The sequence below is a fragment of the Pandoraea cepalis genome, assembly GCF_902459625.1.
GTDB classification, from domain to species: Bacteria; Pseudomonadota; Gammaproteobacteria; order Burkholderiales; family Burkholderiaceae; genus Pandoraea; species Pandoraea cepalis.
Genome location: NZ_CABPRY010000004.1, coordinates 35,536 through 53,428, shown reverse-complemented (window position 1 = coordinate 53,428; position 17,893 = coordinate 35,536). Strand labels below are relative to the sequence as shown.

At 65.5% G+C, this 17,893-nt stretch carries 14 protein-coding genes; all 14 read left to right on the top strand.

The annotated features are described in order from the left end of the window. Positions 1-4 precede the first annotated feature (4 nt). The 14 genes from PCE31107_RS11400 (at position 5) to PCE31107_RS11335 (ending at position 17,867) form a co-directional block, all read left to right on the top strand. Complete coding sequence (locus PCE31107_RS11400; protein ID WP_150608544.1) at positions 5-3,040, top strand: motility hub landmark protein FimV; 3,036 nt, start codon at positions 5-7, stop codon at positions 3,038-3,040. A gap of 97 nt (positions 3,041-3,137) precedes the next feature. Beyond that, positions 3,138-3,938: a tRNA pseudouridine(38-40) synthase TruA gene (gene truA, locus PCE31107_RS11395; RefSeq protein WP_150608542.1), complete on the top strand. Its 801-nt coding sequence runs from the start codon at positions 3,138-3,140 to the stop codon at positions 3,936-3,938. Beyond that, on the top strand, positions 3,935-4,591 hold the full coding sequence (locus tag PCE31107_RS11390; RefSeq protein WP_130025617.1) for a phosphoribosylanthranilate isomerase: 657 nt from the start codon (positions 3,935-3,937) through the stop codon (positions 4,589-4,591). Before truA ends, PCE31107_RS11390 begins: the two co-directional genes overlap by 4 nt. A gap of 58 nt (positions 4,592-4,649) precedes the next feature. Further along, on the top strand, positions 4,650-5,852 hold the full coding sequence (trpB, locus tag PCE31107_RS11385) for a tryptophan synthase subunit beta (RefSeq protein ID WP_130025618.1): 1,203 nt from the start codon (positions 4,650-4,652) through the stop codon (positions 5,850-5,852). A gap of 162 nt (positions 5,853-6,014) precedes the next feature. Next, positions 6,015-6,887 carry a DNA-methyltransferase gene (locus tag PCE31107_RS11380; protein WP_150551542.1) on the top strand — a complete coding sequence of 291 codons (873 nt, stop codon included), beginning with the start codon at positions 6,015-6,017 and terminating at the stop codon, positions 6,885-6,887. Continuing rightward, a complete protein-coding gene (trpA, locus tag PCE31107_RS11375) occupies positions 6,841-7,665 on the top strand; it encodes a tryptophan synthase subunit alpha (protein WP_150608540.1) in 825 nt (274 codons plus the stop codon). The genes PCE31107_RS11380 and trpA overlap by 47 nt, the downstream gene beginning before the upstream one ends. Before the next feature lie 129 nt (positions 7,666-7,794). Next, positions 7,795-8,670 carry an acetyl-CoA carboxylase, carboxyltransferase subunit beta gene (accD, locus tag PCE31107_RS11370; RefSeq protein ID WP_017234685.1) on the top strand — a complete coding sequence of 292 codons (876 nt, stop codon included), beginning with the start codon at positions 7,795-7,797 and terminating at the stop codon, positions 8,668-8,670. 189 nt (positions 8,671-8,859) lie between these two features. Beyond that, positions 8,860-10,158: a bifunctional tetrahydrofolate synthase/dihydrofolate synthase gene (gene folC, locus PCE31107_RS11365; protein WP_130025620.1), complete on the top strand. Its 1,299-nt coding sequence runs from the start codon at positions 8,860-8,862 to the stop codon at positions 10,156-10,158. A gap of 45 nt (positions 10,159-10,203) precedes the next feature. After that, positions 10,204-11,217, top strand: a complete 1,014-nt coding sequence (locus PCE31107_RS11360; RefSeq protein WP_246181807.1) for an SPOR domain-containing protein — start codon at positions 10,204-10,206, stop codon at positions 11,215-11,217. Between the two features lies 1 nt (position 11,218). Continuing rightward, a complete protein-coding gene (locus PCE31107_RS23515; RefSeq protein ID WP_240756231.1) occupies positions 11,219-12,121 on the top strand; it encodes a CvpA family protein in 903 nt (300 codons plus the stop codon). Between the two features lie 55 nt (positions 12,122-12,176). Beyond that, a complete protein-coding gene (purF, locus tag PCE31107_RS11350; protein WP_150608538.1) occupies positions 12,177-13,697 on the top strand; it encodes an amidophosphoribosyltransferase in 1,521 nt (506 codons plus the stop codon). A 226-nt stretch (positions 13,698-13,923) separates the two neighbouring features. Further along, positions 13,924-15,111 (top strand): O-succinylhomoserine sulfhydrylase, encoded by a 1,188-nt coding sequence (locus PCE31107_RS11345; protein ID WP_130025622.1) that lies wholly within the window; start codon positions 13,924-13,926, stop codon positions 15,109-15,111. A 14-nt stretch (positions 15,112-15,125) separates the two neighbouring features. Next, a complete protein-coding gene (gene hisC / locus PCE31107_RS11340; protein ID WP_130025623.1) occupies positions 15,126-16,196 on the top strand; it encodes a histidinol-phosphate transaminase in 1,071 nt (356 codons plus the stop codon). 237 nt (positions 16,197-16,433) lie between these two features. Next, on the top strand, positions 16,434-17,867 hold the full coding sequence (locus PCE31107_RS11335; protein ID WP_150608536.1) for an NAD-dependent succinate-semialdehyde dehydrogenase: 1,434 nt from the start codon (positions 16,434-16,436) through the stop codon (positions 17,865-17,867). Positions 17,868-17,893 lie beyond the last annotated feature (26 nt).

Genomic DNA, 17,893 nt, shown 5'->3' with positions numbered 1-17,893 from the left:
CACAGTGCGGAAATACTCGATCGGCAAGCGTGCAAACTCGTCCCGTAATGCGTTCCGCCTGAGCGCGGCAGCGGCCGTCTTGTGGAGCCTCGGGCTGCTCAACGCCGGTGCGGCGGAGTTCGGCCCGCAGCAGGTGCGCTCGGGCCCGGGCCAGCCGTTGCGTGCTGTCATCGTGCTGGGCAACGTGTCGCAGGCGGAAGCCGACGGATTGTCGGTGAAGCTCGCGCCGCGCGACGCGTTCAAGCAGGCCGGTCTGCGCTACGACCCCACGCTCGAGAAGCTTTCCGTCTCGGTCTCGCCAACGGCGGGGCGCGCGCCCGGTTACAGCGGCACGTATCTCGTGCATGTCGATTCGGCCGAGCCGATCAGTACGTCGTTCCTCGACCTGTTGCTGGTGCTCGAATGGCGCACCGGCCGTCAGTCCAATGCCGTGACGCTGTCCGCCATCCCGGAAGCGAGCGCGACCCAGGCCCAGGCCGTCGTGCCCGCAGCGGCGGCGAGTCAGGCCCCGCCCGCGGCGTCTCCCGCGTCCACCGCGCCCGCCTTGTCCACCTCCGCGTCCGCAACCTCTGCCCAGCCGGGCAAGGCGTCTGCCGTCGGCGTCGGGGGCGAGCGCAAGGTGGGGCATGGCGAATCGCTGTCGTCGATTGCCCGTGAATTCACGGGCGGCGAAGGCGGGGTGACGCTGGCGCAGATGATGAGCGCGCTGTTCGAGGCAAACCGCTCCGCGTTCATCGGCAACGATCCGAATCGACTGCGTCAGGGGGCGACGCTCACGCGTCCGTCCGACGCGCAGGTGCAAGGCATTCCTCCCGCGCAAGCCCGCAAGTTCGTGTCGGCGGCACGGGAACAGTTCGACGCGTATCGCGCGCGGCTGGCCGAATCGACGGCGCAGCAGGCAGCACCGGCCGGTGGCCGCAGTGCACAGGGCGCGATCGAAGCGGGCAAGGCACCGCAAGCTGCCACGCCCGCGACACGCGATGAATTGAAGCTGTCGCGACCCGGTAAGGGAGGGGCGGGCGGCACGGCCGGTCGAACCGGCGGCAGCGAAGAAGCACAAATCGCCCAGGGCAAGGCGCAGGCCGAGGCTCAGGGCAGGGTGAACGAGTTGCAGAAGAACGTTGCAGATCTCCAGAAGTTGTTGGCGATGAAGAATCAAGCCGTCGCCAACCTGGAGCAGCAGGCCGCCACCGCTTCGGGGGCGACTGCGCAGGAAAAGACGGCGAAACCGGCCGGCGGCACGACGACGGCTGCGGCGGCAGCGGCCAAGACGGCAACGAATTCCGCCAACGGCAATGGCACTAACGAAACCGACGCCGGTGTGCGCGCTGACAGTGCGGCTGCGACGGGCGTCGCTGCTTCGGGGGCTGCCGTGACCGAGGCCGCGGTGGCTGCCTCCGCCGCATCGGCGAGCACGGCGGCATCGGAGGCGGCGGCTGCGGTGGCGGTCCCCGCAAGCGACGTCGTCGCGACGACGTCGGCCAGTGCCGCGGTTGCGCCAGCGAAGCCGGCGCCGAATGGCGCGATGAATTGGCGTGCCGTGAGCCAGAATCCTTACGTGCTGCCGGGCGCTGGCGCGCTGGTGGTGCTGCTCGGCCTGTGGGCACTGTTGCGCCGCCGTCGCGCGGCGGCACCGGTGGGGCAGCCCGGGCCGTATGACGACGGGCGTGATATGCCTGACGACCACGAGGGCCACGATGTGCCGCATGACGGTGCACCTGGCGCCACGCAGGCGTCGGACGGCGTGGCGGTGGCGGCTGCGGGTGCCGCAGGCGCCGCGGCACTGTACGCGGCCAATCAAGCGCAAGCCGAAGCGCGGCAGCCAGCGGCCGACGATGCCTGGTCGGCATCGGACGAGGGCGTTGCCGCCGTCCACGCGATTCAGCACGAGTCTGCGGTGGACGAAGCCGGTGGACCCGATGCGTGGAACGCTGAGCCAGTGGCCCTGAACGACGAGTCCGTCGACGAGCATGACGAAGGTCGCGATGTGTTGCCGGTGTCGTCGGCCTCCGTGGCATCGTCTGAAGCGGTGGCTGAGCCGTTCGTGGGCGATGCGACGGCCCCTTCGCAGGAAACACCAGCCGAAGCCGCCAGCGAGCCGGAAATCGATTGGGGCGCTGCGTTTGCCGAGGAAGCCGGCAAGGCGGCCGGGGACTCCCACGAAGCGCCCGCCGCTCATGACGACTCGGCGGCTGCCACCTTGTCGGCGCTCGAAGCGCTGGGTGCCGCCGCCGCTGTCGGCGGTGCTGCCGCCACGTCGGTGTCTGCGCCTGAGTCAAACATTTCCGCGCCGGCCGAGCCCGTCGACGCTTCGCTCGACGGCAGCGTAGCCGGCATGCTGGGCGATCTGGATCTGGCGATCCCGGGACAGGCGGCGCATGTAGGCACGATTTCGAGCGATGCCTTGCCGTCGCTCTCGAAGGGAATGGGTTCGGTGCAGTTCAAGATGGCGCCGATGGACGATCCGCTGCGCTCGCATGCGAGCGCGGACGAGGAGGCATTCGACGAGCCGGATGGCGAACTGAGCGATGCAGACTTCGACGCCGCGATGCAGCAGGCCAGTCACTCGCCCGTCGCGTCGCGCAGCTATACGGACACCGCGCACGAGGCACCCTCGCTCAAGCCGTTGTCGTTCGATCTATCGGACTTTAGCCTCGATCTCAAGGGCGACGACGCGCAGGCGAGCCCGGCGTTCGTGAGCGCGCCGACGCTGGCAACCGATATCGGAACGGAAGCCCTGATCGAGCACGAGGTGCTGCATGCCCCGGCGCCGGAAACGCCGTATGCGGCCGAACCTGCGGCGCCGCAAGTGCCGCAATCGGTTGCGCCGGTGCCCGCCGTGCCGGCGTCACCCGTCGCCGCGGCGTCCGTCGAGCCGGGCGTCCCGGATGAATACCATACGAAGCTGGAGCTGGCCACTGCGTATCAGACCATCGGTGACGACGAAGGCGCACGCGAACTGCTCGAAGAGGTGATTGCCGGTGGCGACGCCGCGCAGCAGTCCGTCGCCCGCACACGGCTCGCCGAGCTTGGCAAGTGACGCCGGGAAGTTGACGCCACGACAGGCTGACGAACCCACCACAGATTGACCGTAGTTTGGGGCGCTCGTAGGTTGAGCGCCCATTTTTCTTTTTCATATGCGAATCGCACTGGGCATCCATTACGACGGCACGGCGTTCTCCGGCTGGCAATCGCAGCCGCATGGCAACACCGTGCAACAGACGCTCGAAGCCGCGTTGCGGGAATTCGGCGGCGTTGCGCTGCCCACGACCGTCGCGGGCCGCACCGATACCGGTGTGCACGGCATCGGTCAGGTGGCCCATTTCGACACCGACCTGGACCGCGCCATGTTCTCGTGGGTGCGCGGCGTCAACGCGTTTCTGCCCAAGTCGGTCGCGGTGCAATGGGCGCAGGCGATGCCGGACGATTTCCACGCCCGCTTTACCGCCTTCGAGCGCACGTATTTCTATGTGCTGTACGTGCATCCCGTGCGCTCACCCTTGCTCGACGGCCGATGCGGCTGGTTGCACACGCCGCTCGATCTCGAAGCGATGCGTGCCGCGAGCCAGGTGCTGGTCGGCGAGCACGACTTCTCGGCGTTCCGCTCGTCCGAGTGTCAGGCCAAGACGCCGGTGAAACATCTGTACGCCATCGACATCGAGCGGCATGGGCACTTCTTTGTGTTCCGCTTTCGGGCGAGCGCGTTCCTGCATCACATGGTGCGCAACATCATGGGCTGTCTGGTCGCCGTGGGCCGCGGGCGTCAGCCGGCCAGTTGGATGACGGATGTGCTCGCGAGTCTCGACCGTCGTCAGGCCGCCCCGACGTTCATGCCGGACGGGCTGTATCTGGCGCGGGTGGGGTATCCTGAGCGTTTCGCGGTCCCCGAGCCCAACTGGGCTGCGTGGCCGTTCCCGATGCCGTGGGCAAGTTCATGAAATCCCGTACTCGAATCAAGATCTGCGGCCTGTCGCAGCCGGCCGACATCGATCACGCGGTGGCGCTGGGCGTCGACGCCATCGGCCTCGTCTTCTACCCGCCGAGCCCGCGCTACGTGGATCTGGCGCGCGCGGCCGAGCTGGCCCGCCGGGTGCCGCCGTACGTGAGTCTGGTCGGCCTGTTCGTGAACGCGACGGCCGATGAGATCGCCCGGACGGTCGAGGCCGTGCCGCTCACCGCGCTGCAGTTCCATGGCGACGAAACGCCGGCGCAGTGCGCGGTGTTGGCGGCCGCGGCGGGCAACCGTCCGTACATGCGCGCCATGCGTATCGGCCCGGAAACGAAAGACAGCGGCGATTTGCTACAATTCGCCAATGCATACACCGCCGCGCAAGGCATCTTGCTCGATGCCCTGGTCGAGGGCTACGGCGGTGGGGGAAAGGTTTTCGATTGGTCACTTATTCCAAAAGACATCGCGCGTCGGGCCGTTTTGAGTGGTGGCTTGAGCGCACACAACGTTGCTGAAGCCATCGGCCGGGTGACGCCTTACGCCGTCGACGTGTCGAGCGGTGTGGAGGCGTCGCGTGGCGTGAAGGATCACGCCCGCATGACGGCGTTCGTGCACGCAGTGCGTGCCGCCGACGCCGAATGAGCAACCCGCCGGCGCGCCCCGCCTGGGCCGCGCACCGGTACTGCGAAGAGTGACAACCATGTACGATTTTCCTGACGCCCGCGGCCATTTCGGTCCGTACGGCGGTGTCTTTGTGGCCGAGACGCTGATTCACGCCCTCGACGAGTTGCGCGAGGCCTATGCGAAGTACCAGCACGATCCGGCCTTCCTCGAAGAATTCCATTACGAACTGAAGCACTACGTCGGCCGTCCGTCGCCGATCTATCACGCCAAGCGCTGGAGCCAGGAACTGGGCGGCGCGCAGGTGTACCTCAAGCGCGAAGACCTGAACCATACCGGCGCGCACAAGGTGAACAACGTGATCGGGCAGGCGTTGCTGGCGCGTCGCATGGGCAAGCGCCGCGTGATTGCGGAGACCGGCGCCGGCCAGCACGGCGTGGCGACGGCCACCATTGCCGCGCGCTTCGGCATGGAGTGTGTGGTCTACATGGGCTCGGAAGACGTCAAGCGTCAGGCGGCCAACGTCTACCGTATGCAACTGCTGGGCGCGACCGTGGTGCCGGTGGAATCGGGTTCGAAGACCCTCAAGGACGCGCTCAACGAAGCCATGCGCGACTGGGTGACCAATGTCGAGAGCACGTTCTACATCATCGGCACGGTGGCCGGGCCGCATCCGTACCCGATGCTCGTGCGCGATTTCCAGAGCGTGATCGGCGAAGAGTGCAAGGTGCAGATGCCCGAGCTGGCCGGCCGTCAGCCGGATTATGTGCTCGCCTGCGTCGGTGGCGGCTCGAACGCCATGGGTATTTTCTACCCGTATATCGACGTTCCGGACGTCAAGCTGGTGGGTGTGGAAGCGGCGGGCGACGGTATCGAGACCGGCCGCCATGCGGCGTCGATCATCGGTGGCACGCCCGGTGTGCTCCATGGCAACCGCACCTATCTGCTGCAGGACGCCAATGGTCAGATCACCGAGACGCATTCGATCTCGGCAGGGCTGGACTACCCGGGGGTGGGCCCGGAGCACGCGTGGCTGCATGACATCAAGCGTGCTGAGTACGTGGGCGTGACCGATACCGAGGCGCTGCGCGCGTTTCATGACTGCTGCCGGATCGAAGGCATCATTCCGGCGCTGGAGTCGAGTCACGCGCTGGCTTACGCGTGCAAGTTGGCGCCGACGCTGCCGAGCGATCAGATCGTGCTGGTCAATCTCTCGGGGCGCGGCGACAAGGACATGCACACCGTGATGGCACTGCCCAGGCCGGCGCCCAGCGGGGCATAAGCAGCATTCGCGACATTGGCGACATCGGCGGCGTCGCGAGACGCCATCGATGACAGATCCTAAAATCCTCAGATTCCAAGATCCATCAAGGACACCAGAACCAGCATGACCGATCTGACTGATCGCAAGGCGCCACTTGACGTTCTCGGGGCCGAGCGCCCCATGGACGCCACCGAAGCCGCCGCCGCGCGTCTCGAGGCCAGGGAAGCGGCCGGCGAGCTGCGTGCGCGTTGGGCGCCGGGCGACATCACCTTGCGTCATGCCGACTTCCTGGAGCACTTGCACGAACTCGACGACGGTAGTGTCGACCTGATCCTTGCCGATCCGCCTTACGGGCTCGGCAAGGATTATGGCAACGACTCCGACAAGCGCTCCGGCGAGGATTTCCTCGGCTGGACGTATGGCTGGCTCGAAGCGGCCATACCGAAGCTCGCGCCGCGCGGCTCGCTGTACCTGTTCTGTACGTGGCAGTATGCCCCCGAGCTGTTCGTGTTCCTGAAGCGGCGCATGCTGATGATCAACGAGATCATCTGGGATCGCCGCGTGCCCAGCATGGGCGGCAGCACCCGGCGGTTCTCGTCGGTGCACGACAACATCGGCTTTTTCGCGGTTTCGAAGGACTACTACTTCGATCTCGATGCGGTGCGGGTGCCGTACGACGCTGCGACGAAGAAGGCGCGCTCGCGCCGTATCTTCGAGGGCAGCAAGTGGCTGGAACTGGGTTACAACCCGAAGGATCTGTGGTCGATCTCGCGATTGCACCGGCAAGACCCCGAACGCGTCGATCATCCGACGCAGAAACCGCTGCATATCATCGAGCGCATGGTGCTGGCCAGTTGCCCGCCCGGCGGTCTCGTGCTCGACCCGTTCATGGGCAGCGGCACGACGGCCGTGGCATGCGCGTTGCACGGCCGGCGTTTCGTCGGCTTCGAGCTGAACGCGCATTACCACGCGCTCGCCCACCAAAGACTTCAGAGACTTTCCGATCATGTCCCGCATTCAAGCGACGTTCCAAGCCTTGCAAGCGCAGGGTAAAAAAGGCCTCATCCCGTTCATCACCGCCGGCGATCCCGAGCCGGGCTGGACGGTCAAGCTGATGCATGCGCTGGCCGACAACGGAGCCGACGTCATCGAACTCGGCGTGCCGTTCTCCGACCCGATGGCCGACGGCCCGGTGATTCAACGCGCCTCCGAGCGTGCGCTGGCCCGCGGCGTGAGCCTGGCGGAGGTGCTCGGCTACGTGGCAGTGTTCCGTCAGACCAACGACCGCACGCCGGTCGTGCTGATGGGCTATGCCAATCCGATCGAGGCGATGGGTCTCGACACCTTCGCCGAGCGGGCGGCCAAGGCCGGCGTCGACGGCGTGCTGGTCGTCGACTATCCGCCCGAGGAGGCCGAGACCTATGCCGGGGCGGTGCGTGCGCATGGCATCGATCCGATCTTCCTGCTCGCACCGACCTCGACCGAAGCGCGGATTGCCGCTGTGGCGCGGCAGGCCAGCGGTTATCTCTATTACGTCTCGCTCAAGGGCGTGACGGGGGCGGCGAGCCTGGATCTGGAAAGCGTGGCGGCGAAGATACCTGAAATCAAGGCCGTCGCACCCCTGCCCGTGGGGGTGGGCTTCGGTATTCGCGACGCCGCGACAGCGCGCGTCATCGCGAGCGTGGCCGACGCCGTGGTCATCGGCAGCGCCATCGTTCAGCGCCTGGAAAACACGCCGCGTGATCTGGAAGGCCATAACGCGGTAAAATCGCTCGCTGAATTCATCGGCGGTATTCGCCAGGCGCTCGACGAGGGCGCCAAATCGGCGTAGATTTGCGGCGTTTGTTCGCGGGGTCGATTCGTCGAACCGCCCGGTGAAACGCTGAATTGACACGGCCGTGTTGCACGGTCGCCAGAAACGCCCGCCCCGCCTGGCGCGGGCGTTTGCCAAGGAGAAACTATGAGCTGGCTCGATAAGCTGCTGCCCCCGAAGATCAAGCAAACCGATCCGACGCAGCGCAACAAGAGCATCCCGGAAGGGCTGTGGATCAAGTGCCCGTCGTGTGAGGCGGTGCTGTATCGCAACGACGTGGAAGCGAATCTGCACGTTTGCCCGAAGTGCGATCACCACATGCGTATCGGCGCCCGTGCGCGTCTCGACGCGCTGCTCGATCCGGAAGGCCGTTACGAACTGGGCCAGGAGATCGTGCCGGTCGACGCGCTGAAGTTCAAGGACAGCCGCAAGTATCCGGACCGCATCAAGGAAGCGATGGACGACACCGGCGAGACCGATGCAATGGTGGTCATGGGCGGCGCGATCCATACGCTGCCGGTCGTGGTCGCCTGCTTCGAGTTCGCATTCATGGGCGGCTCGATGGGGTCGGTGGTCGGCGAGCGCTTCGTGCGCGGCGCGCAGAACGCGCTGGAACAGGGCGTGCCGTTCGTCTGCGTGACCGCTTCGGGCGGTGCGCGCATGCAGGAAAGCCTGCTCTCGCTCATGCAGATGGCCAAGACCACGGCCATGCTCACCAAGCTGGCCAATGCCAAGCTGCCGTTCATTTCCGTGCTGACCGATCCGACGATGGGCGGTGTGTCGGCGAGTTTCGCCTTCCTCGGCGATGTGGTGATCGCAGAACCCAAGGCGCTGATCGGCTTTGCCGGTCCGCGTGTGATCGAGCAGACCGTGCGTGAAAAACTGCCGGAAGGCTTCCAGCGTTCGGAGTTCCTGCTGCAAAAGGGCGCGATCGACATGATCGTCGACCGTCGCAAGATGCGTGAGGAGATTGCTCGCCTGATCGCCCTGATGCAATGCCAGCCGGCGGACGCCGTCGCCTGAGCACGGAAAATTCACGAGCGCGACGGCGTCGCGCGCGCTGCTGCGGTGCCCCAAAGGGCGGTGCAACGGCGTAGAATGTCGCAACGCCACGCCGTGCCGCTCATGCGGCGCTTGAACGCATCACTCAGCAGGATAGAAAGCGCGGACGTTACGTGACGTCCGCGTTTTTGTTTTCCTGCCCGACCATCCATGCCGACCTACTCCACTCTCGACGCCTGGCTCGCCCATCTGGAAACCGCTCACCCTGTGGGCATCGATATGGGCCTCACGCGCATTGGTCGCGTGAAAGAGGCGCTCGGACTGCAATTCCCTTGCCCCGTCTTCACGGTGGGCGGGACCAACGGCAAGGGATCGACCTGCGCGATCATCGAAGCCATTCTGCTCTCGGCGGGTTATCGCGTGGGCTGTCACACGTCGCCGCATCTGATTTCGTTCAACGAACGCGCCCGCCTGAATGGCGAGAACGTCGACGACGCCACGCTGCTGAAGCATTTCGAGGCGGTCGAGTCCGCGCGCACGAGCTTCGAAACGCCGGTCTCGCTCACGTATTTCGAGTTCACCACGCTGGCGATCATGCACTTGTTCGCCACCGCCGGGCTCGATGCCGTGATTCTGGAAGTCGGCCTGGGCGGGCGTCTCGATGCGGTGAACATCATCGACCCCGACTGTGCGGTCGTTACCAGCATCGACATCGATCACGCCCAGTACCTCGGCGACACCCGCGAGGCGATTGCCATCGAGAAGGCGGGCATCTTCCGTGCGGGAAAACCGGCGATCTGTGGCGATCCCGTGCCGCCAGCCTCGCTGCTGGCCGAGGCGGAGCGCATCGGCGCGGACCTGTGGCTGTTCGGTCGCGATTTCAACTATCAGGGCGACAAGCAGCAGTGGAGCTATGGCGGACGCCAGATGCGCCGCCCGTCGCTTGCGTATCCAGCCTTGCGGGGCGCGAACCAGTTGCTCAACGCGTCGGCGGCGCTGGCCGCGCTCGAATCGATGCGCGACACGCTCCCGGTGTCGGCGCAGGACATTCGGCTGGGGCTCTCTTCGGTCGAGTTGCCGGGGCGGTTCCAGGTGCTGCCGGGGCGTCCGGCCGTGGTGCTCGATGTGGCGCACAACCCGCACGCCGCTGCCGCGCTTGGCCACAATCTCGACGGCATGGGCTACTTTCCATACACATACGCCGTGTTCGGGGCGATGGCCGACAAGGATATCGAGGGGGTGCTGCGGCATCTCGTCGACAAGGTCGATCACTGGCGTCTGTGCGCGCTGCCGACTGAACGTGCCGCGAGTCCACAGAAGCTGGAAGCGAGTCTGCGGGCGGTGGGGTTCGCGCCGGATGCCGATCATTCGGTCGAGACCTTTGAATCTCCCGAGAAAGCTTATGCCGCCGCGCTCGAGCAGTGCGGCGAGAATGATAGAATCGTGGTTTTTGGATCGTTCTTTACGGTGTCCGGCGTCATGTCGCACCGCAAATTACAGCGCCATTAAGGCATGACGGGACGTTGGCCGTGACAATTGCTTACGAGAAATGTCATGCGCTGTGCGCCCCCGATGCGCGATCATCATCCGTCCAACGACGCGAGTTACGACCAGAGCCAAGGGCCTATGGGATTGTTTTCCTTCCGCAAGAAAGACGCCGAAGCCGTTCCCCCCAAGCGCGGTAGCCGCCGGAGCGGCCGAACCGGCGCCCGTGCGGCGGGAGGGGGTGAATACGGCGAGCACGAGCAACTCGACCCGCTGCTGCCCGAGAAGCAACGCGCGCGCCGCCGTCTGGTGGGGGCATTGGCGCTGGTGCTCGCGGCCGTCATCATTCTGCCGATGGTGCTGGCCCCGGAGCCGAAACCGTCGGCTGACAACATCGCGATCCAGATCCCCGGAAAAGACACCAACTCGCCGCCCGTGCGTGTGAAGCCGAAGGCGGTCACGCCGCCGACCGACGCGTCGCTCGACAAGGGCGAAGTCGCGCTCGACAGCAACGCACTGGGAGGCGCGAGTGCCGCCAAGCCGGCGGTCTCGACGCCTGCCCCGGCACCGACGGCCGTGCCGCCGTCCGCCGCGATGGCTCCCTCGCCAAGCACGGTGCCGGAACCGGCCGTGGCGCAAGCGAAGCCCGACGTCAAGAAGCCCGAGCCGCACGCGGAGGTGAAGCCGGCCGCGAAGCCGGAGTCGCACGACACGGCCAAGGCGCAAGCCAAGGCGCCGCCGAACAACAACGTCGCCGATCCGATTGCGCAGTTCGCCCAGAACAACACGACGGCCAAATCCGCGAAATCGGCGGATAGTCACGACAGTGGACAGAAGCCGGCGGCATCGGGCGGCAAGTACCAGGTGCGCATTGGCGCATTTTCGACGCAGGACCGGGCGCAGGCCTGGCTCGTCAAACTGAAGCTCGTGAATGTGCCGAGCTACATGGTGAAGAGCAAGGTGGGTGGCCGTGAGCTTTACCTGCTGCGCGCAGGACCGTTCGCCGATCGCGCGAGTGCGGAGGCGGCGAGCAAGAAGATTCGCGACGCCGGACTGACGGCGCAGGTCGCCGAGGCAGGCTGAGTTGAGCGATCCGGTGCATGGCGGTCTGCTGACCGTGGTGGATTACGCGGCCATTGCCATCCTGCTCGGCTCGATGCTGTTGGGAATGTTGCGCGGCCTGGTGCGCGAGTTGTTCAATCTGGTGGGCTGGGTCGTGGCGTTCTTCGTGGCCCGCGCCTTCGGTCCGTCGGTCGCGCATTGGTTGCCCGCCGATCTGCCGGGCGGCGAGATGACGCAAGGTGCCATCGGCTTCCTGCTGGTGCTGGTCGCGGTAGTGTTCGGCGCCGGTATCGTCAGCGCGCTCGTCGGGCGCATGACCGATCTGATCGGGTTGCGTCCGGCCGATCGCGGATTGGGCATGGTGTTCGGCATCGTGCGCGGCATGTTGCTCTTGATGTTGTTGATGGTCGCCGCCAAGTTAACGTCATTGCCGCAACAACCGGTGTGGCAGCAGTCGCTGGTGCGTCCGTGGGTCGAGGTGGGGTTGTCGCGGCTCATGCCGTACCTGCCCGAGCCGGTGCAGCACTACCTGCACAATCCCGAGGCGGCGGTGCCGAGCGTCAATCCGCTGGGAACGCCGATTCCGTTGCCGCAGTTGGCGCCGTATCGTGGCACGCCGGATGCGGGCGGGCAGGGGGCGCAGGGTTCGACGCGCCATTCGGACGGTGAGCGAGCCAAGGGGACGTCCGGGGCTGCCGAGAGCTCGGGGACGTCAGCCCCAATGGGCGGTGGCGCCGTTCGCGGCGATAGCGGCGGTAGCAGCAGCGGTAGCCTCGGCACGGGGCTGACGGGCGATGGTCTGAGCGGCCAAGGCGCGCTCGGTCAATCGCAGGGGTGGGGCATGCGTGTCGGTGGGGCGGGTGGGGCAGGCGGGGCGGGCGGATCGGTCACGCCGTCGACCGGCCTGCACAAGGTTTCCGAATGACGGATAATACGGTCCGTTAGTTGCAGATTTCGATGTTTTTTGAAGGATTCATGCCATGTGTGGCATCGTCGGTGTAGTTTCCAAATCCCCGGTCAACCAGTTCATCTACGATAGTCTGCTGCTGCTGCAGCACCGCGGCCAGGATGCCGCCGGTATCGCGACGACGGATGGCCAGTCCTTCTACATGCACAAGGGCAACGGCATGGTGCGCGACGTGTTCCGCACGCGCAACATGCGCGACTTGCCGGGCAACGTCGGTATCGGCCAGGTGCGCTACCCGACGGCCGGTTCGTCGAGCGCCGCACAAGCCCAGCCGTTCTACGTGAATGCACCCTACGGCATCGTGCTCGCCCACAACGGCAACCTGACGAACTGGGAACAGCTCAAGGACGAGATGTTCCGTGTCGACCGCCGCCACATCAACACCACGTCCGATTCCGAAGTGCTGCTCAACGTGCTTGCGCACGAGCTGCAGGAAAGCTCGCGCGACGGCCTGAGCGTCGGGTCGCTGTTCGAGGCGGTGGGCAAGGTGCATGGTCGTCTGCGGGGCTCGTACGCCATCGTCTCCATCATCTCCGGTTTCGGTCTGCTCGCCTTCCGCGACCCGCACGGCATTCGTCCCCTTTGCATCGGCCGCTTCGATGGCCCGAACGGCACGGAGTGGATGGTGGCGTCGGAGTCCGTGGCGCTCGAGGGCATGGGCTTCGCGTTCGATCGCGACGTCAAGCCGGGCGAGGCGGTCTTCATCAGCAACGACGGTGAGCTGACGTCGCAGTTGTGCGCCGTCGCCGCATCGTTGCATCCGTGCATTTTCGAACTCGTGTATCTGGCGCGTCCGGATTCCGTGCTCGACGGCGTGCCGGTCTACGACGCGCGCCTGCGCATGGGCGACTACCTCGCCGAGAAGATCCGGCGCGAGATCGACTATCAGGACATCGACGTCGTCATGCCGATTCCGGACTCCAGCCGTCCGGCCGCGATGCAGGTCGCCAAGCGACTGGGCTTGAATTATCGCGAAGGCTTCTTCAAGAACCGCTACGTTGGCCGTACCTTCATCATGCCCGGCCAGGCGATGCGCAAGAAGTCGGTGCGCCAGAAGCTCAACGCCATGCGCGTCGAGTTCAAGGACAAGAACGTGCTGATCGTCGACGACTCGATCGTGCGCGGCACGACCAGTCAGGAAATCGTGCAGATGGCACGTGACGCCGGTGCGCGCAAGGTGATCTTCGCGTCGGCCGCGCCGCCCGTGAAGTTCCCGAACGTATACGGCATCGACATGCCCACGCGTAGCGAGCTGGTGGCGCATGACCGCAGCGACGAGGAAGTGGCGCGCATCATCGGCGCCGACGCCCTGATCTATCAGGACGTCGAAGACATGAAGGCGGCCGTGCGTGACATCAACCCGGCGCTGGCCGACTTCGACGCCTCGTGCTTCGACGGCAACTACATCACCGGTGACGTCACGCCGGCGTATCTGACGCGTCTGGAGCAGCAGCGCAAGGCGCCGAAGGCCCCGGTGGTGGAGTCGGGTGACGGCGACGACAACGAGCCGCGCGGGGCGCAGCTCGGCCTCTGAGCCGACCCAGGTGCCGCGGGCGGCGGGGATTTTCCCTCCCCGTCGGCAACGTGCTACACTCGTTTTCACGTCGATTTGAATTCAGCTTGCGGACGTGGGGGAACTTCCCCGAAACAGCTAAAGCGAGGCCTAGACAGATGGATTTCGAGCCCGTTTTGCTGATCAGCGAAACGGGCTTTTCTTTTTTTTGGCCGACGGGCGGGCCGCCCTAATGACGAGACACACGATGGACTCCTTCGACTTCGATACCCTTGCGGTGCGCGCTGGCACGCAGCGCTCCGAATTTGGTGAGCATTCCGAGGCGCTTTACCTGACCTCGAGCTTCGTATTCAAAAGCGCGGCCGAGGCCGCCGAACGCTTTGCGCATTCGGAGGAGGGCTTCACCTACTCGCGCTTTACCAATCCGACCGTGTCGATGTTTCAGGACCGTCTGGCCGCGCTCGAAGGCGGTGAGGCGTGCATGGCGACCGCGTCGGGCATGAGTGCCATCGTCTCGGTCGTGATGTCGGCGCTCTCGGGCGGCGACCACCTCGTCAGTTCGCAAAGCATTTTCGGCTCCACGCTCAACGTCTTCTCCACGATCTTCAATCGCTTCGGTGTCGAGACGACGTTCGTCGACCCGACGGATCTCGACGCCTGGCGCGCCGCGATCCGTCCGAACACGAAGATGTTCTTCCTCGAGACGCCGTCCAACCCGCTCACCGATATCGCCGACATTACCGCCATCGGCCAGATCGCTAAGGAAGCGGGTGCTTTGTTCGTCGTCGACAACTGCTTCTGTACGCCGGCGTTGCAAAGGCCCATCGAGTACGGCGCTGACGTCGTCGTGCATTCCGCGACAAAGTTCCTCGACGGTCAGGGCCGCGTGCTGGGCGGGGCGATTGTCGGCACGAAGGAATTCATCATGGGCAAGGTGTTTACGTACGTGCGCAGCGCCGGTCCGACGCTGTCCGCGTTCAACGCCTGGGTGTTGCTCAAGGGCTTGGAGACGTTGTCGCTGCGTGTCGAGAAGCAATCGGAGAACGCGCTGGCGATCGCGCAGTGGCTGGAGCAGCAGCCGCAGGTCGCCCGTGTGTATTACCCGGGACTGCCGTCACACCCGCAATACGAACTCGCCCAGCGCCAGCAGAAGGCAGGCGGCGCGATCGTCGCGTTCGAACTCAAGGGGGCAACCCCGGCCGAGCAGCGTGAGAACGCCTGGCGTGTGATCGACAACACGCGGGTGTGCTCGATCACCGGCAACCTCGGCGATACGCGAACGACGATTACGCATCCCGCGAGCACGACGCACGGTCGCATCACGCCGCAAGCGCGCGCGGCGGCGGGCATCACCGAAGGGCTGATCCGCCTGGCGGTCGGTCTGGAGTCGCCTGCGGATATTCGGGCCGATTTGGCTCGCGGTTTCGTGAGTTGAGCGGAGTGGCCGTCATGAGTCGATTCTGGAGCGCGGGCGTTGCGGATCTGACGCCCTATGTGCCCGGTGAGCAGCCGCAGATGCAGCGTCTCATCAAGCTCAATACCAACGAGAACCCGTACGGTCCGTCGCCACGCGTGCTCGCCGCAATTCGCGAGGCGCTCGGCGGCGACGCCGATGCGCTCAAGTTGTACCCCGATCCCGACGCGCGGCGCTTCAAGCAGGCCATCGCCACGCGGTTCGGTCTGGAAGTGGCCAACGTGCATGTGGGCAATGGGTCCGACGAAGTGCTGGCGAACGTGTTTCAGGGATTGTTGAAGCACGACAAGCCGATTCTGTTTCCGGACATCACCTACAGCTTCTACCCGGTGTACTGCGGGCTGTACGGCGTGGCGTTCGAGAACGTGCCGCTGACGGACACGTTCGAGATTCGCGTCGACGATTACCTCAAACCGAACGGCGGCATCATCTTCCCGAACCCGAATGCGCCGACAGGTCGCCTGCTGGCCGGTGGCGAGATCGAGCGTTTGCTGGCGGGAAATCCGGATTCGGTGGTCGTCATCGACGAGGCCTATATCGACTTCGGTGGCGAGAGCGCAGCGAAACTGATCGCGAAGTACCCGAACCTGCTCGTGGTTCAGACGCTTTCGAAATCGCGCTCGCTGGCGGGGTTGCGTCTGGGCTTCGCCATCGGGCATCCGGATCTGATCGAAGCGCTCGAGCGCGTGAAGAACAGCTTCAACTCGTACCCGCTCGACCGTCTTGCGCAGGCAGCCGGCGTGGCCGCCATCGAAGACGAGGCGTATTTCGACGAGACGCGCCGGGCGGTAATCGCAAGCCGTGAGGCCCTGGTGACGCGCTTGTCGGCGCTTGGTTTCGAGGTGCTGCCGTCGACGGCGAACTTCGTGTTCGCGCGTCACCCGTCGCACGATGCGGCCCAACTCGCGGCGGCGCTGCGGGAACGCTCGATCATCGTGCGTCACTTCAAGCAGGCGCGCGTGGCCCAGTTCCTTCGCATCACGGTCGGCACGGAGGCAGAGTGCGTCGCGTTCACGGACGCATTGAAGGAAATTCTGGCGGGTTGATATGTCTAGGGGCGTCTCGGCGTCCCGCAAGACGACAGGGACGGGATGACCGATCCCCTGAGGGCCGGCAGCGCGGGGACGTGGAACGTTTCCGGGGTTGTCGGCCCTTTTTGTTTCATGTGATGAGATGTCTCCGAAGGCCCCGGGAAACGCATCGGCTGGGTCTCGGTGGGCGGGCAACAGGAATTCGCCGCCTGCGTTATGCTGTTGGGCGTGTTGCCAACCGGAGACTTCAGCATGTCGCACAACGTAGAACTTTTTATTAACGGGCAGTGGAAGGCAGGCGCGGAAGGCCTCACGCTGCCGATCGAAAACCCGGCCACTGGCGAAACCATCGGAACCGTCGCCCGCGCGACCCAGCCGGATCTTGACGCTGCCCTCGCGGCGGCCGAAGCGGGCTTTGCCAAGTGGCGCGAAATCGCACCGTTCGAGCGCGCCAAGCTCATGCGCAAGGCCGCCGGTCTGCTGCGCGAGCGCGTCGGCGACATCGCACGTCAGATGACGATGGAGCAGGGCAAGCCGATCGGCGAAGCCAAGGGCGAACTGCTCTCGGCGGCCGACATCATCGACTTCTTCGCGGAAGAGGGCAAGCGCGCCTACGGCCGTCTGGTGCCGGCCCGTGTGCCGAATGTCTACCAGATGGTGATCCCGACGCCGGTCGGTCCGGTGGCGGCATTCACGCCGTGGAATTTCCCGGTCAATCAGGTGGTGCGCAAGGTCTCGGCCGCGCTGGCCGCGGGTTGCTCGGTGATCGTCAAGGCACCGGAAGAAACGCCCGCCTCGCCGGCCGGGCTGATTCGCGCCTTCGCCGACGCCGGACTGCCCGACGGTGTACTGAACCTCGTGTATGGCGTGCCGGCCGAAATTTCGTCGTATTTGATCCCGCATCCGACGATCCGCAAAGTGTCGTTCACGGGTTCCACGCCGGTGGGTAAGCAACTGGCGGCGATGGCCGGTCTGCACATGAAGCGTGTGACGATGGAACTCGGCGGGCATGCGCCGGTGCTGATTTTCAACGATGCCGATATCGCCGCCGCCGTGCGCAATCTTGCCGCCGGCAAGTTCCGCAACGCCGGTCAGGTGTGTATCGCGCCGACGCGCTTCCTCGTACAGCGCGGCGTCTACGATCAGTTCGTCGACGCCTTCGTGAAGGCCGCCGAAGCGGTGCGCGTGGGTAACGGGCTGGATCCGGAAACGACGATGGGGCCGCTGGTCAATGGCAAGCGTTTCGAGGCGATCAGCGCGATCGTCGACGATGCGGTGGCCCAAGGCGCTCAGCTCAAAACCGGCGGTAAGCGTGCGGCTGAAGGCGGTCACTTCTACGCGCCGACGGTGCTGTGCAACGTGCCGTTGAGCGCGAAAATCATGCACGAAGAGCCGTTCGGCCCGGTCGCGATCGTCAATCCGTTCGATACGGAAGAGGAAGCCATTGCCGAGGCGAACCGTCTGCCGTACGGCCTGGCCGCATATGCGTACACGACGTCGCAGGGCACGGCGCATCGCCTGTCGGCGCGCGTCGAGACCGGTATGCTGACGATCAACCATTCGGGGCTGGCCCTGCCGGAAGTGCCGTTCGGCGGTGTGAAGGACAGCGGCTACGGTTCGGAAGGCGGCCCGGAAGCGCTCGAAGCGTACCTGCAGCCGAAGTTCGTGTCGCGGCTGGAGGCCTGACGCGGGCTGGCCCGGGTTATCTGCGA